Origin of the sequence: Pseudomonas sp. NY15435 (assembly GCF_048068295.1) — a bacterium.
In the GTDB taxonomy this organism is placed as follows: domain Bacteria; phylum Pseudomonadota; class Gammaproteobacteria; order Pseudomonadales; family Pseudomonadaceae; genus Pseudomonas.
In genome coordinates, this window is the sequence record NZ_JBLUQA010000003.1 from 104,392 (window position 1) to 131,085 (window position 26,694).

24 protein-coding genes and 4 tRNA genes are annotated in these 26,694 nt (G+C 64.5%); 8 read left to right on the forward strand and 20 right to left on the reverse strand.

Annotation, left to right across the window (positions count from 1 at the left end; all coding sequences use genetic code 11):
* Nucleotides 1-79: 79 nt before the first annotated feature.
* From ACNFH5_RS07670 to leuC, 7 genes are all read right to left on the reverse strand, one after another.
* The gene (locus tag ACNFH5_RS07670) at nt 80-1,090 is read right to left on the reverse strand and encodes an aspartate-semialdehyde dehydrogenase (protein WP_416745045.1); all 1,011 of its coding nucleotides are present in this window, start codon (nt 1,088-1,090) and stop codon (nt 80-82) included.
* Between the two features lie 95 nt (nt 1,091-1,185).
* Nucleotides 1,186-2,352, reverse strand: coding sequence for a FimV family protein (locus tag ACNFH5_RS07675; RefSeq protein WP_416745046.1), 1,167 nt, complete (start codon nt 2,350-2,352; stop codon nt 1,186-1,188).
* Between the two features lie 281 nt (nt 2,353-2,633).
* Nucleotides 2,634-3,746, reverse strand: a complete 1,113-nt coding sequence (gene asd / locus ACNFH5_RS07680) for an aspartate-semialdehyde dehydrogenase (RefSeq protein WP_045211887.1) — start codon at nt 3,744-3,746, stop codon at nt 2,634-2,636.
* Between the two features lie 80 nt (nt 3,747-3,826).
* Nucleotides 3,827-4,909, reverse strand: a complete 1,083-nt coding sequence (leuB, locus tag ACNFH5_RS07685) for a 3-isopropylmalate dehydrogenase (protein WP_416745047.1) — start codon at nt 4,907-4,909, stop codon at nt 3,827-3,829.
* Between the two features lie 85 nt (nt 4,910-4,994).
* The gene (locus ACNFH5_RS07690) at nt 4,995-5,759 is read right to left on the reverse strand and encodes a class I SAM-dependent methyltransferase (RefSeq protein ID WP_416745048.1); all 765 of its coding nucleotides are present in this window, start codon (nt 5,757-5,759) and stop codon (nt 4,995-4,997) included.
* Nucleotides 5,760-5,791: 32 nt separating this feature from the next.
* Nucleotides 5,792-6,436, reverse strand: a complete 645-nt coding sequence (leuD, locus tag ACNFH5_RS07695; protein WP_416745049.1) for a 3-isopropylmalate dehydratase small subunit — start codon at nt 6,434-6,436, stop codon at nt 5,792-5,794.
* A gap of 13 nt (nt 6,437-6,449) precedes the next feature.
* Entirely contained in the window at nt 6,450-7,877 is a 1,428-nt protein-coding gene (leuC, locus tag ACNFH5_RS07700) for a 3-isopropylmalate dehydratase large subunit (protein WP_416745050.1), read from the reverse strand.
* A 166-nt stretch (nt 7,878-8,043) separates the two neighbouring features.
* Here leuC and ACNFH5_RS07705 point away from each other — a divergent pair, with 166 nt between their 5' ends.
* Complete coding sequence (locus ACNFH5_RS07705) at nt 8,044-8,937, forward strand: LysR family transcriptional regulator (RefSeq protein WP_017520368.1); 894 nt, start codon at nt 8,044-8,046, stop codon at nt 8,935-8,937.
* Nucleotides 8,938-9,049: 112 nt separating this feature from the next.
* Nucleotides 9,050-11,926, forward strand: a complete 2,877-nt coding sequence (locus ACNFH5_RS07710; RefSeq protein ID WP_416745051.1) for an EAL and GGDEF domain-containing protein — start codon at nt 9,050-9,052, stop codon at nt 11,924-11,926.
* A gap of 6 nt (nt 11,927-11,932) precedes the next feature.
* On the opposite strand, the gene ACNFH5_RS07715 is transcribed toward ACNFH5_RS07710, so the two are convergent.
* Nucleotides 11,933-12,556, reverse strand: coding sequence for a helix-turn-helix domain-containing protein (locus ACNFH5_RS07715; RefSeq protein WP_416745052.1), 624 nt, complete (start codon nt 12,554-12,556; stop codon nt 11,933-11,935).
* 111 nt (nt 12,557-12,667) lie between these two features.
* Between ACNFH5_RS07715 and ACNFH5_RS07720 the strand changes: the two genes are divergently transcribed.
* From ACNFH5_RS07720 to ACNFH5_RS07730, 3 genes are read left to right on the forward strand one after another with little or no spacing between them, the layout of a single operon-like run.
* Nucleotides 12,668-13,780 carry an NAD(P)/FAD-dependent oxidoreductase gene (locus ACNFH5_RS07720; RefSeq protein WP_416745053.1) on the forward strand — a complete coding sequence of 371 codons (1,113 nt, stop codon included), beginning with the start codon at nt 12,668-12,670 and terminating at the stop codon, nt 13,778-13,780.
* Nucleotides 13,781-13,800: 20 nt separating this feature from the next.
* Nucleotides 13,801-14,175 carry a RidA family protein gene (locus ACNFH5_RS07725; protein WP_416745054.1) on the forward strand — a complete coding sequence of 125 codons (375 nt, stop codon included), beginning with the start codon at nt 13,801-13,803 and terminating at the stop codon, nt 14,173-14,175.
* 57 nt (nt 14,176-14,232) lie between these two features.
* Nucleotides 14,233-15,294 (forward strand): hypothetical protein, encoded by a 1,062-nt coding sequence (locus ACNFH5_RS07730; RefSeq protein WP_416745055.1) that lies wholly within the window; start codon nt 14,233-14,235, stop codon nt 15,292-15,294.
* 89 nt (nt 15,295-15,383) lie between these two features.
* Here the strand turns inward: ACNFH5_RS07730 and ACNFH5_RS07735 are convergent, their stop codons facing one another.
* Nucleotides 15,384-15,830 carry an Hsp20 family protein gene (locus tag ACNFH5_RS07735; protein WP_024766905.1) on the reverse strand — a complete coding sequence of 149 codons (447 nt, stop codon included), beginning with the start codon at nt 15,828-15,830 and terminating at the stop codon, nt 15,384-15,386.
* Nucleotides 15,831-15,977: 147 nt separating this feature from the next.
* Here ACNFH5_RS07735 and ACNFH5_RS07740 point away from each other — a divergent pair, with 147 nt between their 5' ends.
* Nucleotides 15,978-16,724, forward strand: coding sequence for an SDR family oxidoreductase (locus ACNFH5_RS07740; protein ID WP_416745056.1), 747 nt, complete (start codon nt 15,978-15,980; stop codon nt 16,722-16,724).
* A gap of 122 nt (nt 16,725-16,846) precedes the next feature.
* Here ACNFH5_RS07740 and ACNFH5_RS07745 read toward each other — a convergent pair whose 3' ends face one another.
* From ACNFH5_RS07745 to ACNFH5_RS07795, 11 genes are all read right to left on the reverse strand, one after another.
* Nucleotides 16,847-17,806 (reverse strand): tRNA dihydrouridine synthase, encoded by a 960-nt coding sequence (locus ACNFH5_RS07745; RefSeq protein ID WP_416745057.1) that lies wholly within the window; start codon nt 17,804-17,806, stop codon nt 16,847-16,849.
* A 76-nt stretch (nt 17,807-17,882) separates the two neighbouring features.
* The gene (locus ACNFH5_RS07750; protein WP_416745058.1) at nt 17,883-18,338 is read right to left on the reverse strand and encodes an acyl-CoA thioesterase; all 456 of its coding nucleotides are present in this window, start codon (nt 18,336-18,338) and stop codon (nt 17,883-17,885) included.
* Complete coding sequence (locus ACNFH5_RS07755) at nt 18,335-18,985, reverse strand: bifunctional 4-hydroxy-2-oxoglutarate aldolase/2-dehydro-3-deoxy-phosphogluconate aldolase (protein WP_416745059.1); 651 nt, start codon at nt 18,983-18,985, stop codon at nt 18,335-18,337. The genes ACNFH5_RS07750 and ACNFH5_RS07755 overlap by 4 nt, the downstream gene beginning before the upstream one ends.
* A gap of 167 nt (nt 18,986-19,152) precedes the next feature.
* Nucleotides 19,153-19,992, reverse strand: coding sequence for an alpha/beta fold hydrolase (locus ACNFH5_RS07760; protein ID WP_416745060.1), 840 nt, complete (start codon nt 19,990-19,992; stop codon nt 19,153-19,155).
* 13 nt (nt 19,993-20,005) lie between these two features.
* Nucleotides 20,006-20,545 (reverse strand): TetR/AcrR family transcriptional regulator, encoded by a 540-nt coding sequence (locus ACNFH5_RS07765; RefSeq protein WP_416745061.1) that lies wholly within the window; start codon nt 20,543-20,545, stop codon nt 20,006-20,008.
* Between the two features lie 167 nt (nt 20,546-20,712).
* Nucleotides 20,713-20,788: transfer RNA gene (locus ACNFH5_RS07770), tRNA-Glu, on the reverse strand.
* A 58-nt stretch (nt 20,789-20,846) separates the two neighbouring features.
* Nucleotides 20,847-20,922: transfer RNA gene (locus tag ACNFH5_RS07775), tRNA-Ala, on the reverse strand.
* A 44-nt stretch (nt 20,923-20,966) separates the two neighbouring features.
* A tRNA-Glu gene (locus tag ACNFH5_RS07780) sits at nt 20,967-21,042 on the reverse strand.
* Between the two features lie 53 nt (nt 21,043-21,095).
* Nucleotides 21,096-21,171 (reverse strand) — tRNA-Ala (locus ACNFH5_RS07785).
* Between the two features lie 281 nt (nt 21,172-21,452).
* A complete protein-coding gene (gene gltX, locus ACNFH5_RS07790; protein ID WP_416745062.1) occupies nt 21,453-22,937 on the reverse strand; it encodes a glutamate--tRNA ligase in 1,485 nt (494 codons plus the stop codon).
* A gap of 63 nt (nt 22,938-23,000) precedes the next feature.
* A complete protein-coding gene (locus ACNFH5_RS07795) occupies nt 23,001-23,921 on the reverse strand; it encodes a LysR family transcriptional regulator (RefSeq protein WP_416745063.1) in 921 nt (306 codons plus the stop codon).
* Between the two features lie 109 nt (nt 23,922-24,030).
* Between ACNFH5_RS07795 and ACNFH5_RS07800 the strand changes: the two genes are divergently transcribed.
* The gene (locus ACNFH5_RS07800) at nt 24,031-25,065 is read left to right on the forward strand and encodes an HlyD family secretion protein (RefSeq protein ID WP_416745064.1); all 1,035 of its coding nucleotides are present in this window, start codon (nt 24,031-24,033) and stop codon (nt 25,063-25,065) included.
* A gap of 49 nt (nt 25,066-25,114) precedes the next feature.
* On the forward strand, nt 25,115-26,614 hold the full coding sequence (locus tag ACNFH5_RS07805) for an MDR family MFS transporter (protein ID WP_416745630.1): 1,500 nt from the start codon (nt 25,115-25,117) through the stop codon (nt 26,612-26,614).
* The last annotated feature ends 80 nt before the right edge of the window (nt 26,615-26,694 follow it).

A 26,694-nucleotide genomic window follows, 5' to 3' on the forward strand; every position in this document is an offset into this window, starting at 1 on the left:
GGTGCTCTCCCCTGTCAGCGACGTTCCCGGCCAGTATTGCCAAGCTAGAATACTTCTTCAAATATTCGGTAAGTATCTTTTACAGATAGTGTTTTATCAACAATTCGCCCAAGTTCACAGCATTTAGGGCTGCGCCTTTTCTCACATTATCTGACGCAATCCACAAATTCAGTTCGCACGAATCTGTCAGACCGTTCCGAAGGCGGCCGACATAAACACTATCCTGCCCCTGCGCATCGCCGATGACAGTCGGGTAATCGTCTTCCACCAGCTCGATGCCCTCCGCCGCCTCCAGCGCCGCAGTGACAGCGGACAGGGAAACCGGCGCCGCCGCCTTGATAGATAGCATCAGCGTATCGCCGAAGAACACCGGCGCCAGACTACAGGTCACGCTCAGGCCGTCCTTCAGCTCAGGGAACAGGACAGTGAGCTCGGCCGCGATGCGGCGCTCAACCACCGAATAGCCCTGCTCGTCGACGCCACCCACCTGCGCCAGCATGTTGAAGGCGAACTGGCGGTCCACCAGGCGTGGCTCCAGCGGGCGGGCATTGAGCAGCTCGGCAGTCTGTCGCGCCAACTCCTGCACACCTTCGCGCCCCAGCGCGGAGGCGGACAGGCAGGCACTCACCGTGACCTGGCGAAGCTCCAGCACACCGCGCAATGCCGCAAGCACCTCGGCAACCTCGGCGGCAGGCGCTGCCGGAGCGGCAATCAGAGCAGGAAGCTGCAAGGATTCGACGGCATCGCCATTCACGCAGGCTTGAGCCAACAGCGCAGCAGTATTGGTCAACGACGCACCGCTCAGATCGATCACGCTGCAGCCAGCCTGGCCGGCGCGAGCGGCGCAATCGGCAGCGGCGTCGGCGCCTACCGAGAGGAAGGCCAGACGCACCTTGGCGAAATCGAAATCATCGAGCTTGCCAACCCGGATGTTGCGTCCGCGGAAGGCCACCGACTTGCCGGCGGATTCGCCACTGGCCAGCAGGTACAGGTTGGCGACAGGGAAGTCGCGCTCTTCCAGCAGTTCGACCAAAGCCTCGCCAACGAGTCCAGTGGCGCCAACTACGGCGATGTCGAGTGTTTCAGGCATCGAAGTGTCTCAAATCGGTGGGAAAAGTAGCGCAGCACTTTACTGCCCCCACCGGCGACGAAGCAATCGAGGGCTCCGCCGCCTATCGCCGCAGGTCAGGGCCGCGGCTCACCCCCGGTAGCCTGGGCGGTCAGCGGCGCGGACACCTGGGCGACCTCCCCTGCCGCGGCCTGGGGATTGCCCGCCGCCGGGGCAGCCTGAGCCTTGACGCGATCCTGCTCGGCCAGGCGCGCGATCAGGCCGGCAATCTGCGAGTCCTTCAGTTCGATCAGCTTGTTCAGCTTTTGCGTCTGGCTTTCCAGGTCGGAAATCCGGCTACGCAGTTCGTCGCCTTCGCGACGCGCGCTGTCCAGGCCCTCCTGGGCGACGGCCAACTGTTCCGTCTCGACCTTGCCCTTGTCTTTGCCCGGCTGACCGGAGACCAGGCGCAGGTTGTCGCGCTCCTCGGCCTTGGCCGGCGCGCTACCCGCTTCGGCCTTGTGGGTAGCGTCCAACTGGCGTCCCTGCTGGGCCAGCTGCGGATTGCGCTTGGCCTTCCACTCGGAATTCTGGGTTTCCACGTGCGCCACTGCCTGGGCATGGCTCTGCTCGCGAACCTGCTGCTTGTCGGGCAGGCGCAGCACCTGACCGACCTTCAGGCGATTGATGTTGCCGTCGACGAAGGCGTCGGGGTTCATCCGCTGGATCGCCGCCATGGTCTGCATGACCGAGACGCCGCTGGACGGGCGATTGCGCGAAGCGATGTCCCACAGCGCATCATTGCGCTGGATGCGATAGCTGTCTGCCGGCACATTGGCCACAGCCGGCGCCAGAGCTTGCATCTGCGGCGCACGAACCGCAGCAACCACCGGTGCGACCGACGGCGGCGTCACCGGGCTGGCCACATAGGTTGGCGGGTCCAGCAGCAAGGTGAATTCACGCACCAGGCGACCCTGCGGCCAGACGACCTGGAGGACGAAGTTCACGTAGGGCTCGCGAATTGGCTTGGACGAGCTGACGTGGATGACACCACGGCCGTTCTTGCCAAGATCGGGGGTGAACTTCAAACCGCTGGTGACGACGTTGCGATCCACGCCCAGGCGCTCGAAGTCCTCTGCCGAGGCGAGGGTCACCAAGACCTCCTCGGAGCTCAGGTCAGCCGCGCCGCGCAGGTCGATATTGGCCGAGAGGTTCTGCCCCAACGCCGCCCGCGAGGAAATGTCGCCCAGTTCCAGGGCGCCGGCCATGCCCGGCATGAACGCCGCGGCGACTGCCGTCGCCAACCACAATCTGTGTAACCGAGCCATTTTCTCCCCCGCTGCTTGCCATCGGCCGGCGCGAAAAGGCGCGCCGAAACCTGTCCCCATGGACGGGCTGCGAGGATAGCGACTGGTTCCCGGTGGCTTTTCCGGGTGCGTCACAGAAACTGGCGCCAAAGAGCCGCCAATCCAACGGACTGGCATTTTTGTGCGGCGGTTCACCTACACGCCGGGAACTTCTCGTGCTCCACAAAGCACGACGCCGGCTCAAGGCCGGCGTCGTGGGGTCAGCACTCAGGAGCGAATCAACGCTCGAGCAGGATGCGCAGCATGCGGCGCAGCGGCTCGGCAGCACCCCACAGCAGTTGGTCGCCAACGGTGAAGGCGCCCAGGTACTGAGTGCCCATGTTGAGCTTGCGCAGACGCCCCACCGGAACGCTCAGCGTGCCGGTGACGGCTGCCGGAGTCAGTTCGCGCATGCTGATCTCGCGCTGGTTCGGGATCAGCTTGACCCAGGGATTGTGCTGGCTGATCAGGCCTTCGATGTCCGCGATGGGCACATCCTTGTTCAGCTTGATGGTCAGCGCCTGGCTGTGGCAACGCATGGCGCCGATGCGCACGCAGATGCCGTCCACCGGGATCGGGTTCTTGAAGCGGCCGAGGATCTTGTTGGTCTCCGCCTGGCCTTTCCATTCTTCGCGGCTCTGGCCGTTGGGCAGTTCCTTGTCGATCCACGGGATCAGGCTGCCGGCCAGCGGCGCGCCGAAGTTCTCGGTGGGCATGGCGTCGCTGCGGATGGCTTCGGCGACCTTGCGATCGATGTCGAGGATGGCGCTGGACGGGTTGGCCAGGTCATCGGCGACGGAAGCATTGATGGCGCCCATCTGCTTGATCAGCTCGCGCATGTTCTGCGCGCCGGCGCCCGAGGCCGCCTGATAGGTCATGGCGCTCATCCACTCGACCAGGCCGGCTTCGAACAGGCCGCCCAGAGCCATCAGCATCAGGCTGACGGTGCAGTTGCCGCCGATGTAGTTCTTGGTGCCGGCGTCCAGCGAGTTGTCGATGACCTTGCGGTTCACCGGGTCGAGGACGATGACCGCGTCATCCTGCATGCGCAGGCTGGAGGCGGCGTCGATCCAGTAGCCCTGCCAACCGGCTTCACGCAGTTTGGGGAAGACTTCGCTGGTGTAGTCGCCGCCCTGGCAGGTCAGGATGACGTCGAGGGTTTTCAGTTCCTCGATGCTGTAGGCGTCTTTGAGGGGGGCAATGTCCTTGCCAATGGACGGACCTTCGCCACCCACGTTGGAGGTGGTGAAGAACACCGGCTCGATCAGGTCGAAGTCCCGCTCTTCCAGCATCCGCTGCATGAGCACCGAACCCACCATGCCACGCCAACCGATCAGACCTACACGCTTCATCGCTACTACACCTTCAAATATTTAGAGGGCCGTCGTTCCCGCTTTCCTACAAGAGCGCGGGAACGAGCGAGCCGGACAGATTACAGATTCCGCAGAGCCGCGACTACCGCATCACCCATTTCGCGAGTACCGACCTTGGTGCAGCCTTCGGACCAGATGTCACCGGTACGCAGGCCCTGGTCAAGCACCAGGCTCACGGCCTTCTCGATGGCGTCGGCAGCGGCGCCTTCGTTGAAGGTGTAACGCAGCATCATCGAGACCGAGAGGATGGTCGCCAGCGGGTTGGCGATACCCTTGCCGGCGATGTCCGGTGCGGAACCGTGGCAAGGCTCGTACATGCCCTTGTTATTCGAATCCAGGGAGGCGGACGGCAGCATGCCGATGGAGCCGGTGAGCATGGAAGCCTCATCCGACAGGATGTCGCCGAACATGTTGTCGGTCACCATCACGTCGAATTGCTTGGGTGCGCGGACCAACTGCATGGCGGCGTTGTCGACGTACATGTGCGACAGCTCGATGTCCGGGTAGTCCTTGGCGACTTCCTCGACCACTTCGCGCCACAGCTGGCTGGAGGCCAGGACGTTGGCCTTGTCCACCGAGCACAGCTTCTTGCCGCGCACGCGGGCCATGTCGAAGCCGACGCGGGCGATGCGGCGGATTTCGCTCTCGCTGTACGGCAGGGTGTCGTACGCCTGGCGCTCGCCGTTCTCCAGCAAACGCTGTTCGCGCGGTTGGCCGAAGTAGATGCCGCCGGTCAGCTCGCGAACGATGAGGATGTCCAGGCCGGCGACCACTTCGGGCTTCAGGCTGGAGGCATCGGCCAACTGCGGGTAGAGGATGGCCGGACGCAGGTTGCCGAACAGGCCCAGTTGCGAGCGGATCTTCAGCAGACCGCGCTCGGGGCGGATGTCACGCTCGATCTTGTCCCACTTCGGGCCGCCCACGGCGCCCAGCAGAACCGCGTCGGAGTTGCGCGCGCGTTCCAGGGTCTCGTCGGCCAGCGGTACGCCGTGCTTGTCGATGGCCGCGCCGCCGATCACGTCTTCGGTCAGTTCGAAGCCCAGGCCGAACTTGTCGTTGGCCAGTTCCAGCACCTTGACCGCTTCGGCCATGATTTCCGGGCCGATACCGTCGCCGGGGAGAACCAGAATCTGTTTGCTCATCTCTCTGCTCACTTTAAAAAGTCGCTTGGCAAAAAACGTAACGCTCCGGGCGGCGCAAGCCACCCGGAGCGGTCAAAAACTGAACTCAGCGCTCCGCCCAGAGCACCAGCACGTCAGTGCTGAAGGAGCCCTCGGCGTCGATCTCGAAATACTCGCGCACCTCGTCGCCCATCGAAAGCTGCAGGGCACGAATGGCCTGGCGCATCACCTCGGGAGTGCGCATGCGCTCGACCCAGGAAGTGAACTCCAGACGCAGCCGCTGGCGCTTGGCGGCGGTCACCGCAAGGCCGGCCTCGCCGACCAGGCGCGCCCACTCCGAAGGCGAGTAATCACGCACGTGGCTGGTGTCGCGCAGGACCTCGACAGTCTGCAGATAGGTGTCCAGCAGGGGCAAGCCCGGCGCCGCGACATCGATGAAGCAGACCGCGCCGCTCGGCTTGAGCACCCGGCGCACTTCGCGCAGCGCCCGGCCGACATCCCGCCAGTGGTGCGCAGAATAACGGCTGAAGACGAAATCGAACTCGCCGTCCTCGAAAGGCAGCTGCTCGGCAGCACCACAGCGCGTGGCGATGTTGCCCAGGCCGCGCTCGGCGGCGGCCGAGGCCACCACATCGAGCATCTGCTGGGACAGGTCGTAAGCCACCACTTCGCCGGCCAGCGGCGCGACGTTGAAGCTCACGTGCCCTGCCCCGCACCCCAGGTCGAGCACGCGCGCACCGGTAGTCGTCGACAGTCGCTCGCGCAACTGGGCGAATTCTTCACCCTGGGCGTGTACGGCGCTGGTCAGGTAAGCGTTGGCCTGGGCGCCGAACTGGCGCTGGACCACTTGCTCGTGACGACTCTCGGTCATGCTGCTCTCCTTACTGAGTGGTGCAACGGCCATCAGGCGTCGCGGAACAACCAGGGTTGTTGCTGTTTATAGCCACCTTCGAAACTGCGGATGGCCTCGGCGTCCTGCAAGGTCAGGCCGATGTCGTCCAGGCCGTTGAGCAGGCAGTGCTTGCGGAACGCGTCCACTTCGAAGCTGTACTGCTTGCCGTCCGGGCGGGTCACTGTCTGCGCGGCGAGGTCGACGGTCAGCTGGTAACCCTCGGTGGCTTCGCACTGGGCGAACAGCTCGTCCACTTCTTCGTCCTTCAGGATGATCGGCAGCAGGCCGTTCTTGAAGCTGTTGTTGAAGAAGATGTCGGCGAAGCTCGGCGCGATCACCGTGCGGAAACCGTACTCGTCCAGCGCCCACGGCGCGTGCTCGCGGGAGGAGCCGCAGCCGAAGTTCTCACGGGCCAGCAACACGCTGGCACCCTGGAAGCGCGGGAAGTTGAGGACGAAGTCCTTGTTCACCGGGCGCTTGGAGTTGTCCTGGTTCGGCTGACCCACGTCGAGGTAGCGCCACTCGTCGAACAGGTTCGGGCCGAAGCCGGTGCGCTTGATCGACTTGAGGAATTGCTTGGGGATGATCTGGTCCGTGTCGACGTTGGCGCGGTCGAGCGGCGCGACGAGACCGGTGTGCTGGGTGAAGGCTTTCATCTATTGGGTCTCCTCAGGCCTGCATCAATTCACGTACGTCGATGAAACGACCGGTCACGGCAGCCGCGGCGGCCATTGCCGGGCTCACCAGGTGGGTACGACCACCGGCGCCCTGGCGACCTTCGAAGTTGCGGTTGGAGGTGGAAGCGCAATGCTCGCCACTTTCCAGGCGGTCCGGATTCATCGCCAGGCACATGGAACAGCCCGGTTCGCGCCATTCGAAACCGGCTTCGATGAATATCTTGTCCAGGCCTTCCTGTTCGGCCTGGGCTTTCACCAGGCCCGAGCCCGGCACAACCAGCGCCTGCTTGACGGTGGCAGCGACCTTGCGGCCCTTGGCCACCGCGGCTGCGGCGCGCAGGTCTTCGATGCGCGAGTTAGTGCAGGAGCCGATGAACACGCGGTCCAGCTGGATATCGGTGATCGCCTGGTTGGCGTTCAGGCCCATGTACTTCAGCGCGCGGACGATGGAATCGCGCTTGACCGCATCGGCTTCGGCCGCCGGGTCCGGCACGTTCTGGTCCACCGCGAGGACCATCTCGGGCGAAGTGCCCCAGCTGACCTGCGGCTTGATGTCCTCGGCACGCAGCTCGACGATGGTGTCGAAGTGCGCATCGGCGTCGGAAACCAGATCGCTCCAGGCTTCCACGGCCTTGGCCCAGTCGCTGCCTTGCGGCGAGAACGGACGACCCTTCACGTATTCGACGGTCTTCTCGTCGCACGCCACCATGCCGACGCGGGCGCCCGCCTCGATGGACATGTTGCAGATGGTCATGCGGCCTTCCATGGACAGGTCACGAATGGCGCTGCCGGCGAACTCCAGGGCATGGCCGTTGCCGCCCGCGGTGCCGATCTTGCCGATCACCGCGAGGACGATGTCCTTGGCAGTCACGCCGAAGGGCAATTTGCCTTCCACGCGGACCTGCATGTTCTTCATCTTCTTGGCAACCAGGCACTGGGTGGCGAGCACGTGCTCCACCTCGGAGGTGCCGATACCGTGGGCCAGCGCACCGAAGGCGCCGTGGGTCGAGGTGTGCGAGTCGCCGCAGACCACGGTCATGCCCGGCAGGGTCGCGCCCTGCTCCGGGCCGACCACGTGGACGATGCCCTGGCGGACGTCGTTCATCTTGAATTCGAGGATGCCGAAGTCGTCGCAGTTCTCGTCCAGGGTCTGGACCTGGATGCGCGACACTTCGTCAGCAATGGCCTGCAGGCCGCCCTTGCGCTCGGCCTGGGTGGTCGGCACGTTGTGGTCCGGGGTCGCGATGTTCGCATCGATGCGCCAGGGTTTGCGGCCAGCCAGGCGCAGACCTTCGAAGGCCTGCGGCGAGGTCACTTCGTGGAGGATGTGGCGGTCGATGTAGATGAGCGACGAACCATCGTCACGGCGCTTCACCTCGTGCATTTCCCAGAGTTTGTCGTAGAGCGTCTTGCCGGCCATCAGAGAGTCCTCATCAGCGTCTTTCTATGCCCCTTGGGCTTGTGGGGATGATCCTATGGAAAGGCACTGAATAACTCAAATTCATATTTTTTATCCAAAGGATTCCCACGAGGAATACGGTGCGTTATAAAAGTCGGGCGCCGCTTCCAGAGCGCAGGGAGTCGACATGGATCTGACCAGCCTCAACACCTTCCTCGCCATTGCCGAATCCGGCAGCTTCTCCGAGGCCGGCGAGCGCCTGCACCTGACCCAGCCGGCGGTGAGCAAGCGCATTGCCGCCCTGGAGAACCAGCTGGGCGTACGTCTGTTCGACCGCGTCGGCCGCGAAGTGACCCTGACCGAGTCCGGTCGCGCCTTGCTGCCGCGCGCCTATCAGATCCTCAGCGTACTGGATGACACCCGTCGCGCCCTGACCAACCTTAACGGCGAAGTGAGCGGCCGGCTGGTCCTGGCCACCAGTCACCACATCGGCCTGCACCGCCTGCCGCCGCTGCTGCGCGCCTTCACCAAGGCCCACCCACAGGTGGCGCTGGATATCCAGTTCTGCGACTCGGAGGTGGCCTACGAAGAAATTCTCCACGGCCGCGCCGAGCTGGCCGTCATCACTCTTGCCCCTGAGACTGCCGAACCCGTGCGCGCCGTGCCGGTGTGGGACGACCCGCTGGACTTCGTTGCCGCCCCCGAGCACCCGCTGTCGGTGCAGGGCCCGGTATTCCTCGCCGACGTGGCGCGGCACCCGGCGGTATTCCCCGGCGGCAATACCTTCACCCACCACATCGTGCGGCGCATGTTCGAGGCTGAAGGCCTGACACCGAACATCGGCATGAGTACCAACTACATGGAGACCATCAAGATGATGGTTTCCATCGGCCTGGCCTGGAGCGTACTGCCTCGTACGATGCTGGATGACAGCGTCGTACGCCTGCCGCTGCAGGACATCCAGCTCAGCCGCCAGCTGGGCTACATCCTGCATACCGAGCGCACACTGTCCAACGCCGCCCGGGCCTTCATGCGCCTGCTCGACGCCCAGGCAGCCGGGCTTGCGCCTGTCGCGGCCTAACCTCTATTGTTCTGACAGAACTAGAAGAAGGGGCCCGAATGCCCGTCCGCACGCCACTTCGCGTTAGCCGGCCTCACTTGGTCGGCGCCGCCAGCCATCGGGGAAGCGCCGCATGAGCCGCGCCCCGCGCACGCCTCCGTTCGCTACCGACGGCCAGGACCAGTTCGCCAAGGCCTTTCATACCGCACCTGATGCCATGGTCATCACCGACCGGGACAGCGGAAAATTCCTCGAATTGAATGCCAGTTTCGTCGACCGCTTCGGTTGGAGCCGCGAGGAAGCGCTCGGCCGTACATCGGTGCAACTCGGCCTCTGGCGCAGCCTCGACGAGCGCCAGCGAATGCTCGACAGGATCGCCGCCGAGCAGCAACTCGACGGCTTCGAAGTCACCTTGCTGACCCGCACCGGTGAAATCCGCAGCGCTCGCGTCTATGGCTGCCAGATTGAACTGGACGAACAGCCCTGCCTGGTGCTGACGGTACGCGACATCACCCACGTCCGAGCCCAGGAGCAGGCCCTGCGCGACAGCCAGGAGCGTCTGGACCTGGCGCTGGATTCGGCACAACTGGGCATCTGGGACTGGCACATTCCCAGCGGCCTGCTCTACGGTTCGGCCCGCGCCGCCGTTCTGCACGAATTGCCTGACCGAGATTTCCACGGGCCTTTCGGTGAATTCTTCGCCTGCGTCGACAAGACCGATCGCCAGCGCATGCGCCAGGCCTACGCCCGACTGGCCCGAGGGCCGGAGAACGACTACCAGTTCACCTACCGCGCGCAGCTGGACTCCGGTGAAGTGCGCTACCTGGAAAGCCGGGCGCGTCTCTACCGCGATGCTCGCAGCAAGCCCCTGCGCATGGCGGGCACCCTGCTCGATATCACCGAACGCGTGCTCCGCGAGCGCAGCCTGCAGGCCTCGGAGGAAAAGTTCGCCAGCCTGTTCCAGGGCAGCCCGGACCCAATCTGCGTGTCACGAGTACGCGACGGCGAGTTCGTCGAGGTTAACCCGAGCTTCTGCAGCACCTTTGGCTGGCTCGCCGAGGACATAATCGGCCGTTCGTCCCACCAGGTGACCTTCTGGGCCGACCATCACCAACGCTCGCGGCTGTTCGAGCAACTGATGCGTGACCACTCGCTGCAGAACGTCGAAGTGCAGTTCCTCACCCGCGATGGGCGGACCATCACCTGCATGGTGGCCAGCCGACTGATCTGGGTCGACCGCCAGTTGTGCATCCTCTCCAGCTTCCGCGATGTCACCCGGCGCCTGCAGGCCGAGGAAGCGCTCAAGGCCAGCCAGGAGAAGTTCGCCAAGGCGTTCCACTCCAGCCCCGATGCCATCACCATCACCGAGCGCGAGTCGGGCCGCTACATCGAGGTCAACGAAGGCTTCCACCGCCTCACGGGTTTCCGCCCCGAGGAGGTTCTGGGACAAACCTCACTGGAGATGAACATCTGGGCCGACCCGGACGAGCGGCTGAACATGATCGCCGCGCTGAACCGCGACGGCTTCGTCCACCACCTGGAAATGCGCGGCCGCCACCGCGACGGCACGATCAAGACGGTGGACGTGTCGGTGGAGCCGATCGAACTGGGTGGCGTGGACTGTCTGCTGCTCACCGCCCGCGACACCAGCGAGCTGCGTGAGGCCGAGGCGCGCATCCAGCACCTCGCATACCACGATGCCCTGACCGACCTGCCCAACCGCGCGCTGCTGATGGACCGCCTCAAGCAGCAGATCGCCCTGCTGCAGCGCCACAGCCTGCGCGGCGCCCTGCTGTTCCTCGACCTCGACCACTTCAAGCACATCAACGATTCGCTCGGTCACTCGGTCGGCGATTCCATCCTGCAGATGGTCACCGCGCGCCTGGAGGCCAGCGTGCGCCAGGAAGATACCGTGGCGCGCCTGGGCGGCGACGAGTTCGTGGTGCTGATCACCGGCATCGAGGGTAGCCGCCTGGAAACCGCCCAGCAGGTGCGCCAACTGGCGGAAAAACTGCGCGACCTGCTGGCCGAACCGATGTTGCTGGACGGCCACCGCCTGCAGATCACCCCGAGCATCGGCATCGCGCTGATCCCCGATGACGGCGCGACCCCGGACGACCTGCTCAAGCGCGCCGACATCGCCATGTACCGCGCCAAGGACGCCGGGCGGAACACCGTGCAGTTGTTCCACGAATCCATGCAGCAGGCCGCCAGCGAGCGCCTGCGCCTGGAGAACGGCCTGCGCATGGCCCTCGCCCGCCGCGAATTCAACCTGCACTACCAGCCGCAGGTGGACGCCCGCGATTCGCGCATCGTCGGCGCCGAGGCGTTGCTGCGATGGCGCCATCCGACCCGCGGCCCGCAATCACCGGCCAGTTTCATCCGCGTGCTGGAGGACAGCGGTCTGATCGTCGAAGTCGGCCAATGGGTCATCGAGGAAGCCTGCCGCACCGGCGCGCAGCTCCTCGCCGAGGGTCGCATCGACATCGAGAACTTCAGCCTGAGCGTGAACATCAGCCCTCGGCAGTTCCGCCAGAGTGACTTCGTCGAGCGCCTGCTGGCGCTGCTGCACAAGACCAGATTGCCGCCCAGCCTGCTGAAACTGGAGATCACCGAGGGCATTGTGATCCAGCAACTGGACGACACCATCGCGCGCATGGAGCGCCTGCGTGAAGCCGGTGTGCAGTTCGCCATGGACGACTTCGGCACCGGCTACTCATCGCTGACCTACCTCAAGCGCCTGCCGGTGGACAGCCTGAAGATCGACCAAAGCTTCGTGCGCGATGCGCCCAACGACAGCAACGATGCGGAAATCGTCCGCGCCATCGTCGCCATGGGGCACAGCCTGGGGCTGGAACTGGTGGCCGAAGGGGTGGAAACCCCAGAACAGTTGGCGCTGCTGGCCGAGCAGGGTTGCCACCTGTACCAGGGCTACCTGTTCAGCCGCCCAGTGCCGCTGGACGACTTCATCGCACTGCTGCCGCGCCGCGATACCCAGCAGGCAACCTGAGGCCCGCTATTCGGCGGGCCGCAGCTCTGACATCACCACCATCACCTGCGCCTCGTCGTCCTCGCCGTCATTGAGGTACAGATGGCCGACGCTGCTGTCGAAATAGGCCGTCTCACGCGTGCCGATGCTCACTGACTCGCCCGTCTCGAACTGGATACGCACCCGGCCGGCCACCACCATGGCGAACTCCTGGCCGGGATGACGGACGAAATCATCGAACTCACCGACCTCGCGGGCGAAAATGCGCGCGTACAGCGGCGTCATGCTGCGTTGTGGGAAATCACCGGCAATGGGGTAGTACTCATAGCCGCCGGTGTCGTAACCCGCGGTGTCATCCACCTGGGTTTTCACGAAAGTCTTCAGCCCCGCGAGCGCCCCGACGGGCGGCAGCGGACGGAACAACTGGGCGATGTCCACCTGCAGGGCGCGGGCGGCAGCGGCCAGCTTGTCGTAGCTCACCGCAACCTGCGCCAGCTCCATCTTCGACAGGGTGGAAACCGCCACGCCAGACAGGTCCGAGAGCTGCTTCAGGGTCAGCTTCTGCTGCTTGCGAACAGCCCGCAGGCGCGCACCGACTTCGTCTCGATCCAGTTGCTGGGGCTTGGGTAGTACTTGGGCGGTTTCGCTCATGGGACATCTCGTGAGGGGGCCGACGAAAGTTTACCGGGCCTTGCCTTTGGCGCAAAAATTCTCATATCTTAGATTTCTCACATACGAGAAAATCTGCAGAAGGCCCTTGCAGTGAGCCATTTCGATTTCGTCATCATCGGCGCCGGTATTGCCGGCGCCTCCCTCGCCTACCGTCTGAGCGAGACTCACAAGGTGCTGGTCCTGGAGCGCGAAGAGCAGCCCGGCTACCACTCCACCGGGCGCTCCGCCGCCATGTTCATGGAGGCCTACGGCACACCGCAGATCCAGGCGCTGACCCGCGCCAGCCGCGCCTTCTACGAGAATCCGCCGGCCGGCTTCAGCGAGCACCCGATCCTCACCCCGCGCGGCTGCCTGTACGTCGGCGGTCCGGAACACGTCGAACTGCTCAAGCAGGCCGAAGCCACGCCCGGCGTCGAACGAATCAGCACCGAGCAGGCGCTGGAATTCCTCCCTGTCCTGCGCGCCGACGCCATCATCGGCGCGCTCTACGAGCCGGACGCCCGTGATCTCGACGTGCACGCCCTGCACCAGGGCTACCTGCGAGCGCTGCGCCAGCGCGGCGGCGAACTGCGCTGCAACCGCGAGCTGCAGTCGGCTGAATATGCGCAGGGTGAGTGGACGCTCGAACTCAGCCAGAGCGAAACCGTTCAAGCCGCACAACTGATCAACGCCGCCGGCGCCTGGGCCGATCACGTGGCCGAGCGCTGCGGCATCCGCCCGGTCGGCCTGCAACCCTGTCGCCGAACCGCCTTCACCTTCCCGGTGCCCGACGGCCTGGACATCAGCCGCTGGCCAACAGTGATCGGCATCGACGAGAGCTTCTACTTCAAGCCGGACGCCGGCCAACTGCTCGGCTCGCCCGCTAACGCCGATCCGGTGGAAGCCCAGGATGTGCAGCCCGAGGAACTCGACATCGCCCTGGGCGTGTACCACATCGAGGAGCACACCACCCTGGCGATCCGCCGACCGAACCACAGCTGGGCCGGCCTGCGCTCCTTCGTCGCCGACGGCGACCTGGTGATCGGCGCGGATGCGCAGAACCCGGCGTTTTTCTGGCTGGCCGCCCAGGGCGGCTACGGCATTCAGTCCGCCGACGGCGTGTCGCGCCTGGCCCAGTCGCTGCTGCTCGGCCAGCCGCTCCCCGAATCCCTGCGCCAGGAAGGCGTCGATCCCCAGCGCCTGAGCCCGGCGCGCCTGCGTTGAATTTCCCCGGAGACTTTAGAATGAGCGATATCCAGCGTTATCCCAGCACCCTGCCCTTCCCCTTCTCCCGCGCGGTGAAAGCCGGCGGCTTCCTGTTCCTCTCCGGACAGATCCCGATGACCGCAGACGGCCAGGTGGTCAAGGGCGACATCCAGACCCAGACCGAGGCGGTGATGACCCGCATTGCCGAGAGCCTGGAAGCCTGCGGCGCCGACTACTCCCAGGTGGTGAAAGCCACTGTGTGGCTGTCGGACATGTCCCACTTCGCCGGTTTCAACGAGGTGTACAAGCGCTACTTCGAGCAAGGGCTGCCGGTGCGCTCCTGCGTGGCGTCGGCACTGGCGCTGGGCGTGGACGTCGAGGTGGAAGTCCAGGCCTACGTCGGCCAGGCGTGACCTTTCCGGCCCCGCCACGAGCGGGGCCGCTCTCATAACAACAACAGAGTCTCGATCATGAAAACCAGTCTCAAGCTCGGCGGTGCGTACATCGGCCTGGTGGTGGGCGTCGGCTTCGCCTCGGGCCAGGAGATCCTCCAGTTCTTCGGCGGTTTCGGCATCATGGGCCTGGCCGGCGCGGTGGTGGCGCTGGCACTGTTTGCCTTCCTGCTGATGAACCTCTACCAGATCGGCAGCCGCCTGCAGACCCAGTCGCACAAGGAGGCCATGGAGTACATCTGTGGCAAACCGCTGGGCCGCGTCGTCGACCTGATGCTGACTTTCTTCCTGTTCGGCACCATGGTGGTGATGTTCGCCGGCGCCAACTCCTCCTTTGAGCAGCAACTGGGCATCGGCCATTCCATCGGCGGCATCGTTCTCGGCGTGATGACCATCATCACCGTGTGCCTGGGCCTGAAGCGAGTGATCACCCTGATGAGCCTGATCACTCCGGTACTCATGGTCATCGTGGCGATCATCGCCATCTACGCGCTGACGCATATTCACAAGCCGCTGGCGGAGCTGGAGCAGATCGCCCTGGCCGTGCCGCACCCGGCGCCCAACTGGCTGCTCGGCGCATTGCTCTACGTCTCCTACAACGTCGCCGCCACCGCAGCGGCCGTGGTGGTGATGGGCGGCAGCGTGTCCAATCTGCGCACCGCCGCATTGGGCGGCGTGTTCGGCGGCATCGGTGTTGGCGTGCTGATCCTCGCCATGGCCCTGGTGATGCTGGTACAGGTCGACGTGATCGGCGACAGCGCCATTCCCACCCTGCTGCTGAGCAACAACATCGCGCCCTGGTTCGGCGATGTGATGCTCGCCCTGCTGCTGGTGAAGCTGTACTGCACCACCAGCGGCTTCGCCTACACCCTGGCCGCACGCTGCGCTGCCTACGGCGTGCCCTTCCGCGTGGCAACCGTCGTTGCAGTAGTACTCGCCTTCATCGCCAGCCAGGTCGGCTTCGTCAAGCTGGTGGGCCTGGTCTACCCGGCCATGGGCTACCTGGGCTTCGTGCTGATGGCGGCGATCGTCATCGCCTGGTGGCGCAACCGCTCGGCACCGCTGGGCCAGAACGCCTGATCCAGGCCCTCTGAAAAAGAAAACGCCCGCCTCTTTCGAGGCGGGCGTTCTTGTTTGCGGCTACGCCCCGGCTAGCGCCGGGACACTGCTCAGCCTTCGATGGCCGGGCGCTGGCCGTTGATGGCGATCCGCTTGGGCTTGGCTTCTTCCGGAACGATACGCACCAGTTCGACACTCAGCAGGCCGTTCTTCAGCGACGCGCCCTGGACCTCGATGTGGTCGGCGAGGCGGAACGACAGCTTGAAGGCGCGCTGGGCGATGCCCTGGTGCAGGTAGGTGACACTCTCGGAAGCCTTTTCGCGCTTGCCGCCATTGACGGTCAGCACGCCGCGCTCCACTTGCAGTTCCAGGTCTTCCTCCTGCAGGCCGGCAGCGGCGATGACGATGCGGTACTGGTCGTCACCATGCTTCTCGACGTTGTAGGGCGGGTAGGAACTGCCGCTTTCACTGCGCAGGGCGGATTCGAACAGATCGTTGAAACGATCGAAGCCGACGGACTGGCGGAACAGCGGGGCGAGGGAAAGGACGTTGCTCATTGCGAATCTCCTGAAATTTTCAGCAAGGTATGATCGGGAGCCTGTCTTCAGAACTCCGGTGCGGGACCCGTCTTCGGCCTCCCGCAGGGACATAGATAGGGATGGCAAAACCCGTTTCAAGCCCCGTCTCGCAAAAAGGATTCGCCCATGCAACCCGTCATGCTCATCACCGGCGCCAGCCGCGGGATCGGCGCCGCCACTGCGCTGCTCGCCGCCGAACGCGGCTATGCCGTAGCGCTCAACTATCGTCGCGAACGTGAAGCGGCCGCGGCACTGGTAGCGAAGATCACCGCCGCCGGCGGCACTGCGCGCGCCTTTGCCGCCGATGTGGCGAATGAAGACGACGTGCTGCGCCTGTTCGGCGAAGTCGACGATGCCTTCGGCCGTCTCGACGTACTGGTGAACAACGCCGGCATCCTCGAGCGCCAGATGCGCCTGGAAGACATGGACGTCGCGCGCCTGCAACGGGTGTTCGCGGTAAACGTCACCGGCACCTTCCTCTGCTGCCGCGAGGCGGTGAAGCGCATGGCCCACAAACACGGCGGCGACGGCGGGAGCATCGTCAACGTCTCGTCCATGGCGTCACGACTGGGCTCGCCCAACGAGTACATCGACTACGCCGCCGCCAAGGGCGCGGTGGACAGCCTGACCATCGGCCTGGCCAAGGAAGTGGCGAGCGAAGGCATCCGCGTGAATGCCGTGCGACCTGGGCTGATCAGGACCGAGATTCACGCCAGCGGCGGCGAACCCGGGCGTGTGGAGCGCCTGCAATCGGCGATCCCCCTGGGCCGGGGCGGCGAGGCGGAAGAAGTGGCGCGGGCGATCCTGTTCCTCGCCTCGGACGAGTCCAGTTATTCCACCGGCAGCTTCGTCGACGTCAGCGGCGGGCGCTGATCCGGCGTTGCCGTGCTGCACGCTGTTGTAGGAGCGAGCTTGCTCGCGAACCACCCAACGCCAGCGCATCGGGACGAGCCGCGTTCGCGAGCAAGCTCGCTCCTACGAAGGGCAGCTCGCAGTCAGGCTGCGACGTTGATCTCGACCTGCAGCATCCGATCCAGCACCTCGCAATCGTTCTCGCGCCGCACCTGGGCGAACAGCTCCACGGCTTCCGGATAACTGCGGGTGAGCATCCCCAGCCACTGCTTCAACCGCCCCGGTGCATAGCGCGGCGCCAGCTTGCGACGCGCCTGGCGCCAGAAGTCATCGAGCAGCACGCGCACTTCCGACCAGGGCATCGGCACTACTTCGCGACCGTCACGCCACGCAGCGATCTGCCGAGCAAGATCCGGGCGGGAAACCAGCCCGCGCCCGAGCATGATGTCCGCCACGCCGCTGATAGAGCGGCAGCGGTGGTAATCCTCGAGCGTCCAGACTTCGCCATTGGCGAATACCGGCACCTTCACTGCGTCCGCTACTTTCGCCACCCACTCCCAATGTGCCGGCGGCTTGTAGCCATCGGCCTTGGTCCGCGCATGCACCACCACATGGGCGGAGCCGGCGTCAGCCAACGCACGGGCGCAATCGATAGCCCCATCCGGACTGTCGTAGCCCAGGCGCATCTTCGAGGTCACCGGAATGTGCGCGGGTACGGCGCGGCGCACCGCCTCGATGATGCTGAACATCAGCTCGGGCTCTTTCAGCAGCACGGCGCCGCCACGGGAACGGTTCACGGTCTTTGCCGGGCAGCCGAAGTTCAGATCGATCACCGGCGCACCCAGCTCGCAGGCCTGCACGGCGTTCTCCGCCAACAGTTGCGGGTCGGAACCGAGCAGTTGCACGCGCATCGGCACGCCTGCGCGAGTGCGGCTGCCATGCGCCAGTTCCGGGGCGAGCGCGAGGAAGGACGACGGCGGCAACAGCCGGTCGTTGATGCGGATGAATTCGGTGACGCACCAGTCGATGCCGCCGACGCGAGTCAGCACATCGCGAAGGATGTCATCTACCAGCCCCTCCATCGGGGCCAGGGCGATCTGCACGGGAGAATCTCGGGCAATAACGAAGGCCGCGGATTGTAGGGAATGCGCCGCGCCGGGAAAAGCGCGGCACGACGGATCACGCGCCGGCGGCCACGGTTTCCGCAGAGAGCAATGCCCGGCCATATCCCTCGATGAACTCCACCGGCATGCGCTTGGGTTTACCAGTGGACAATTCGATACAGACGAAGGTGGTCTGCGCGCGCAGCAAGGTCACGGCATCTGCCGGCCGCACCAGCTGAAAGTGACGGGTCATCTTCAAACGCTGGTCGGATTCGACGATCCAGGTCGCCAGCTGCAACTGCTCGCCCTCGTAGGCAGCAGCCAGGTAATCCACTTCATGGCGCACCACGGCCATGGCGCGATCCAGCCGCCGATACTCGGCCAGGTCCAGCCCCAGATTTTGCGAATGACGCCAGGCGCAGCGCTCCAGCCAACTGACATAGACGGCGTTGTTGGCATGGCCGAGTCCATCGATGTCCTCGGACTTGACCTCGATGTCGATGACGAAGGGGTCGGGCAACTGCCAACTCATGCGGAATGCTCCAGGCTTGCGGCCAACGCGCGGGCTTCGGCGGCCAATTGGGTGATCTGATCCCAGGCGCGGGCGCGCACCAGGCTGGGCGGCGCAATCCAGGTGCCGCCTACGCAGGCGACATTGGGCAGGCGCAGCACGTTGAGCAGGTTTTCCTGGGTGATACCGCCGGTCGGGCAGAAACGGATACCGGCAAAAGGTGCTTTCAGGCTCTTAAGCATCTTGATCGCGGCATTGCCGTCGGCCGGGAAGAGCTTCAGCGAGCGGTAACCGTATTCCAGCGCCACCAGCACTTCCGAAGGCGTCATCACACCCGGCAAAAATGGCAGCTTGGCATCGTCGGCAGCTGCCACCAGTCGCGGCGTACAGCCAGGGCTGACAGCGAACTGCGCGCCGGCATCGCGCGCTTCCTGGAACTGCTCGGTGTGGATCAGCGTACCCGCGCCGACAATCATCTCCGGCAGCTCGCGGCGGATCTGCGCGACGGCATCCAGCGCCTGCGGAGTGCGCAGCGTCACCTCGAGTACCCGCACGCCACCCTCATATAGCGCGCGGGCCAGATCACCGGCCAGCGCCACATCGTCGATCACCAACACCGGCATGACCGGGCGCGCCTGCTGCAGCACCCAATCCAGCGACAGATTCATGCATTCCCCCAGTCGGCCACCCGCGTGCGCAAGACCTCGCTCCCAGGCCGGGGCAGCCGGAAATACCCGAAAGTCTACGCCAGCGCGCCAGATGTGGCGACCTGCAACGGGCCATCATGGAACGAAAACGGCGGCCCGTAGCCGCCGTTATCAAGCGGGTGAATGACTCAGGAAACCAATGCCAGGGGCAGCGGCTCCTCGGCCTCTTCCAGGAGTTCCAGAATCGCATCGATGACGACCGGGTCCGCCAGCACCCGGTGATGCCCGCCATTGGCAAGGCGCAGCAACCGGCTCTGCGGCCAGGCCTCGTGAATGGCCGCCGCCTCGCTGACCTTCACGTACCGATCATCTTCGGCGTGTACCACCAGTCCGGGGAAGTCCAGCTCATAACGCGCCACATCCAGCTGTTTGGCCGCGATCCCCGAACGGCTTTCGATCATCCGGATGAAGCGCGACCGCGCCACCGGCGGCAAGCCGACTACCTTGGAGAAGCCCCGCAGGACACCGAGCACGTTGCTGGGCGCACCGATGGACACCAGTGTTTCGGTGCGCAACCCCATCTGGGTGGCCAGCAATGCGCTGGCGCCGCCCATGGAATGGCCAATCACGGCGCGCAGCGGCGGTAATTCCCCGGCCGCTTCCAGCAGGGCGCGGGCGAACAGCACGATGTCCGCCTCCTGGCCGGGCGAGCGGCCGTGCCCAGGGCCATCGAGTGCGATGACGCCATAACCGGCGCCTACCAGATGCTCAATCAGCGTGGCGAACTGGGTGGGCCGCCCTTCCCAGCCATGCATCAACAGTACGGCCGGACCTTCCCCCCAACGCAGCGCCGACAGACCGAAACGCAGGGTGACACGTTCGGAACTGGCCAGCAGCGGCAGCTCCCACTCCCGCGGCGCATGCGCGTTGGGCGTCACGAACAGTTGCTGCATACGTCCAGCCGCCCATTGCGGCGCGACGCGGCCCAGGGTGGCGTTGATTCCTCGAACCCAGCTCAGACTGCTCATTTTCCGCACCTCCTCAGTTCACCGCCTTCTTCGCGGCACGCAGGACACGATCGGACAGGTCACCCGTCCCCAGGGCACGGGCCAGCGCCAATCCGCCAATCATCAGGGCCATGTCGCTGAGCACGGTGTCGATTTCCTCGGGGCGGCCGGCCAGCGCCGCCACCATCAGCTCCACGTGCTCTTCCAGGGTCTGGCGAAACGCTTCCGGCAGATTGGCCACCTCGTTCAGCGAACTGGGGATCGGGCAGCCTTCTTCCTCGGTATCGCGATGTTTGCGCGACAAATAGAACTGCGCCGTCAGCGCCCGGCGCTCAGCGAAACTCAATTGCGGATCGAAGCGCTTGAGCCCTTCGCGGCGCTTGGCGAGCAACTGGCGGAAGGCTTCCAGCATCAGCGCGTCCTTGCTCTCGAAGTGTGCGTAGAAGCCGCCCACCGTCAGTCCCGCCGCCGACATGACCTCGCCCACGCTGGGCCCGACCGGCCCGCGCTGCAGCAACGCACTGGTGGCGGCGGAAAGGATGCGTTCGCGGGTCTGGGCTTTCTTGTCGCTCATGGCGGACCTCGGCTCGAGAAATATTATGGAGAGAATATTATTCTCATAATAAAAATCGGCAAGCGCAAAGCGCGACCACTGGTCGGAGGGAAATTTTTTGAGCGTAAAAAAACAAAAGGGCCACTGAAAGTCTCAGTGGCCCTATAGGCATCGCAGAGCGATAAAAATGGCGTCCCCTAGGGGACTCGAACCCCTGTTACCGCCGTGAAAGGGCGGTGTCCTAGGCCACTAGACGAAGGGGACATATCCTTCGAAGAAACCCACCAGGTGGTGGATTCTGGCTTCATCCCGTATGGGAATTTGGTGGAGCTAGACGGGATCGAACCGTCGACCTCTTGCATGCCATGCAAGCGCTCTCCCAGCTGAGCTATAGCCCCAGATGACTCTGGCTGACGATGCGAACGCATCGTCGCTGGATAAGTGGCGTCCCCTAGGGGACTCGAACCCCTGTTACCGCCGTGAAAGGGCGGTGTCCTAGGCCACTAGACGAAGGGGACGCAAAACCTTCGATTTCAGCCTTGTCCGGACCAGACAAGACCTACTGGTAATTTGGTGGAGCTAGACGGGATCGAACCGTCGACCTCTTGCATGCCATGCAAGCGCTCTCCCAGCTGAGCTATAGCCCCAAAGTACCGCTGGATCTACCGTTCCGCTTCGCCCTATCAGTTCAGTTCGTCGCTGGAACGGGGCGCATCTTAGGGGTGAGGCGAACCCCTGTCAACAACATTTTTTCAGAAATCTTATTTTTTTCTCCCATAGAACAATCACTTATGTGACCGCCCCGGTTTCCGGCCGGCGAAATCCGCGGCCCGCCTGTCCTCCCCCGGCTCGTCCGCAACCCACGCCGCCAGCATGAAAAAGGCCGGACGCTTCGCAGCGCCCGGCCTTTTTCAGTGTAGGAAAGAACTCACGAGCCGATTGCGTCGCGAATCTTTTCCCACTCCTTGGCTTCTTTCTTCGACGCACCGCCCAGCAACTCCAGGGCCTGGCGCAGGCGATAGCGCGACAGGTCGGCGCCGAGGATTTCCATGGCGTCGAGCACCGATACCGAGCTGGCCTGGCCGGTGATGGCCGGGAACATCAGCGGCATCACGTCACGCAGCTTGAGACCCAGGTGCTCGGCGACGGCCTGGATGGTCGCGGTGATGCGATCCTTTTCCCACTGGCGCAACGCTTCGAGCTTCCACAGCACCAGTTGCAGCACCTGGCGAACCTGGGTGGCATCGAGCTTCTTGTGCTCGAACAGCTTGGCGTCCAGTTGCACGCCGCCGCTGAAGAAGAAACCGGCCAGCGGGGCGATCTGGCTGAAGTTCTCCACTCGGCCTTGCACGTGCGGGGCGATCTTCATCAGGTACTCGGGGTTGAGCGCCCACTTCTGCACTTCCTTGGCGAAGTCCTCCACCGATAGCTCGCGAATCCACTGACCGTTCAGCCAGGAGAGCTTCTCGATGTCGAAGATCGGGCCGCCCAGCGAGACGCGGGACAGGTCGAAGTGCTCGATCATCTCCGCCAGGCTGAACTTCTCGCGCTCGTCAGGCATGGACCAGCCCATGCGCCCGAGGTAATTCAGCAGCGCTTGGGGCAGCAGGCCCATGCGCTCGTAGAAGGTAATGGATGTGGGGTTCTTGCGCTTGGACAGCTTGCTCTTGTCCGGATTACGCAGCAGCGGCATGTAGCAGAGCACCGGCTGCTCCCAGCCGAAGTACTCGTACAGCTTGATCAGCTTGGGCGCCGAGGGCAGCCACTCTTCGCCGCGCAGAACGTGGGTGATGCCCATCAGGTGATCGTCGACCACGTTGGCGAGGAAGTAGGTGGGCAGGCCGTCGGCCTTCATCAGCACCTGCATGTCCATGCGGTCCCACGGGATTTCCACATCGCCACGGAGCATGTCCGGCACCACGCAGACGCCCTCGGTCGGCACCTTCATGCGCACGACGTGGGATTCGCCGGCGGCGATGCGCTGGGCCGACTCCTCTTTCGGGATGTGCATGCAGTGGCCGTCATAGCGCGGGGTTTCCTTGCGCGCCTGCTGCTCGGCACGCAGCGCGTCGAGGCGCTCGGAGGAGCAGAAGCAGGGGAAGGCGTGGCCCTTGTCGACCAGCTCATCGCTGTACTGCTTATAGATGGCGCCGCGCTCGCTCTGGCGATACGGGCCGTGCGGGCCGCCGACGTCCGGGCCCTCGTCCCACTCGATACCCAACCAGCGCAGTGCGTCGAAGATCTGCTGTTCCGACTCGCGGGTCGAGCGCACCTGGTCGGTGTCCTCGATACGCAGGATGAACTGACCGCCGTGCTGGCGGGCGAAGCAGAGGTTGAACAGCGCGATATACGCGGTGCCGACGTGCGGGTCACCGGTGGGAGACGGCGCGATACGGGTGCGGACTGTGGTCATGAAGGCTCTCGTGTGAAGCAATTCTTCGTGTGAAGCGGCGACAGCGCGCGACGGCGCGCGCGCTCATGGGTGCGATGGTATCAGGCGGGCCGCCTTCGGCTCCAGCCAACGACCGGGATCGATGGGCAGGTTGTTGATCAGGAAGTCGAGGAACGCCTTCACCTTCATCGCCTGGAAGCGCCGCGATGGGTAGACGGCATACAGTTCGCCCACCGGCAGCTGAACCTGCGGCAACACGCGTACCAGGCGGCCGCTGGCCAGTTCCTCGTCGACGATCAACTCCGGCAGCGAGGCGATACCCGCGCCCGCCAGCACGGTTTCGCGGGCGAAGGTGATGTTGTTGCACGACAGCACGCGGTGACACGGCACGGTCTCCCCGCGCAACGGCCAATAGCGCTGGGAATCGGCCTGCAGCAGCACGGCGCGGTGCCCGGCCAGTTCCTCGACGGTTTCCGGCCAGCCGTGCAATTTCAGGTATTCGGGGCTGGCGCACAGGCAGCGATTGGTGGTGAGCATGCGCCGGGCGATCAGGGTCGAGTCTTCCGGCTGACCGACCATGATGACGATATCCACGCCCTCCTCCAGCGGATCGACATTACGCGAGGTCAACTCGACCTCGGCTGTAATCTGTGGATAAAGATTCATGAAATCGCCGAGCACCTTGGCCAGGTACATCTGGCCGAACTCGATGGGCGCAGTGATCCGCAACAATCCCGAAGGCGCCTGCTGCAGTTGCATCACCGCCTGCTCGGCCTCGGCGAAGTCATGCATGATCTGCCGACAGCGGTCGTAGTAGGCCTGCCCCACTTCGGTCAGGCGCAGCTTGCGCGTGGTGCGATTGATCAGGCGCACGCCCAGGCGTTCCTCCAGCAGCGCGATACGCCGGCTCACGGTCGATTTCTGCATGCCAAGGCTCTGCGCCGCCTGGGTGAAACTGTGCAGCTCCACGACGCGGGTGAAGATCAGCGCATCATCCAGCCCCATGATTGTTCCCTATAAGCAACAAAGTTTCCGAAGTGTAGCGGCTACGTGCCGCCACGGAACACTGTTACATTGGCAAACATTTTTTGGCCAACCAAACGCTCGTTTACCTATGCCCGCACAATTACAACGCCGCCTGACCGTGTTCTTCGTCATCCTCGCCGTGGTTGCCCTCGCCTTCCTCGCGCGCTGGTACTTCATCGGCCGCTTCGTCGAGACCACCGACAACGCTTACGTGCAGGGCGAGATCACCCGCATTGCCAGCCAGCTCGGCGCCCGCGTCGACGAGGTGCTGGTGCAGGACAACCAGCACGTCGAGAAAGGCCAGTTGCTGGTGAAGCTCGAAGCCGCAGACTTCCAGCTCGCGCTGGACCGCGCCAAGGCCACCCTGGCCACCCGTGAGGCAGAACTGGAGCAGGCGCGCAGCAAGCTCAAGGGCCAGACCAGCATGATTGCTGCCAGTGCGGCGGACGTGAATGCCAGCCAGGCCACCCTCGGCCGCACCGAAGTCGACCTCGGCCGCGCCCAGGCGCTGCGCAAGCCCGGCTACGTGTCGGAAGAGCGCGTGACCACCCTGGCGGCCGACTCCAACGTCGCCCGCTCGCAAGTGGCCAAGGCCCAGGCCGATCTGCAGGCCCAGCGCGTACAGCGCGAAACCCTGGGCACCGACGTCCAGCGTCTGCAGGCGCAGATCGAAAGCGCTCGCGCCGACATCACCCAGGCCGAGATCAACCTCGCCCGCACTGAAATCCACGCACCGGTCAGCGGCCTGGTCGGCCAGCGCGGCGCCCGCGTCGGCCAGTACGTGCAGGTCGGCAGCCAGCTGCTGTCGCTGGTGCCGGATGATGGCATCTGGATCCAGGCCAACTTCAAGGAAACCCAGATCGGCAAGATGCGCCCAGGCCAGACCGCCAGACTGGTGTTCGATTCCTTCCCTGACCAGCCCATCGACGGCCAGGTACAGAGCCTGTTCGCCGCCTCCGGCGCGCAGTTCAGCCTGCTGCCGCCGGACAACGCCACCGGCAACTTCACCAAGGTGGTGCAGCGTATTCCGGTCAAGATCACCTTCGCCGACGAGAACCCGCTCAAGGGGCTGATCCGCCCCGGCATGTCCGTCGAGGCCGAGGTCGAGCTGCGTGTCCGCTGATGCCCTGGTGCGGCCGGTCGGGGAACCGACCCGCCGCGACTGGATCGCCGTGTTCAGCGCCATGCTCGGCGCGTTCATGGCGGTCCTCGACATCCAGATCACCAACTCCTCGCTGAAGGACATCCAGGGCGCGCTGGCCGCCACCCTGGAGGAAGGTTCGTGGATCTCCACCTCCTACCTGGTGGCGGAAATCATCATGATCCCGCTCACCGCCTGGCTGGTGCAGTTGCTCTCGGCGCGCCGGTTGGCCTGGATGATCTCGGTCGGCTTCCTGTTCTCCTCACTGCTCTGCTCGTTTGCCTGGAACCTGGAGAGCATGATCGTGTTCCGCGCCATGCAGGGCTTCACCGGCGGCGCGCTGATTCCGCTGGCGTTCACCCTGGCGCTGATCAAGTTGCCGGAGCACCACCGCCCCAAGGGCATGGCGCTGTTCGCCATCACCGCCACCTTCGCGCCCTCCATCGGCCCGACCCTGGGCGGCTGGCTGACGGAAAACTTCGGCTGGGAATACATCTTCTATATCAACATCCCGCCGGGCCTGCTGATGATTGCCGGGCTGCTCTACGGCCTGGAAAAGAAGCCGCCGCACTGGGAGCTGCTGAAGAGCACTGACTACGCCGGTATCGTCACCATGGCTATTGGCCTGGGCTGCCTGCAGGTGTTCCTCGAGGAAGGCCACCGCAAGGACTGGCTGGAATCGAACCTGATCGTCAGCCTGGGCAGCATTGCCCTGGTCAGCCTGATCCTCTTCGTGATCCTGCAGACCTCACGGCCCAACCCGCTGATCAACCTGGGCATCCTGCGCAACCGCAACTTCGGCCTGTCGAGCATCTCCAGCATCGGCCTGGGCATGGGGCTGTACGGCTCGATCTACGTGCTGCCGCTGTATCTCGCGCAGATCCAGGGCTACAACGCCATGCAGATCGGCGAGGTGATCATGTGGATGGGCGTGCCGCAGCTGTTCCTCATCCCGCTGATTCCCAAGTTGATGAAGATCATCGAGCCGCGCCTGCTGTGCGCCGTCGGCTTCGGCCTGTTCGGCATGGCGAGCTTCTTCTCCGGCGTGCTCAACCCGGACTTCGCCGGCCCGCAGTTCAATCAGATCCAGCTGCTGCGCGCCCTCGGCCAGCCGATGGTGATGGTCACCATCTCGCTGATCGCCACCGTCTACCTGCAACCGCAGGACGCCGGTTCGGCCTCCAGCCTGTTCAACATCCTGCGCAACCTCGGCGGTGCGATCGGCATCGCGTTGCTGGCAACCCTGCTGGATAGCCGCGCCAAGGTCTATTACGACTACCTGCGTGAAGCAGTGGTGCCGGTGAACGGTGCAGTGGACGAGCGCCTGGCGCAGCTGACCTCGCAGCTGGGAACGCAGCAGGCAGCGCTGGGCAAGATCAGCGAGATCGTCCACCAGCAGGCAGCGATCATGGCCTACAACGACGCCTTCCATGCCATCGGCATCGTGCTGGCAATCAGCATGGTGGCGGTGCTGCTGACGCGCCCGCTACCGGCAGGAGTAGGCTCGGGCGCAGCAGCCGGCGCGCATTGAGCCCTGCCCGCCAGGGCACTGTAGGAGCGAGCTTGCTCGCGAACGCTTTGTCAGCCGGCCACACCGGCATCGGGCGGTTC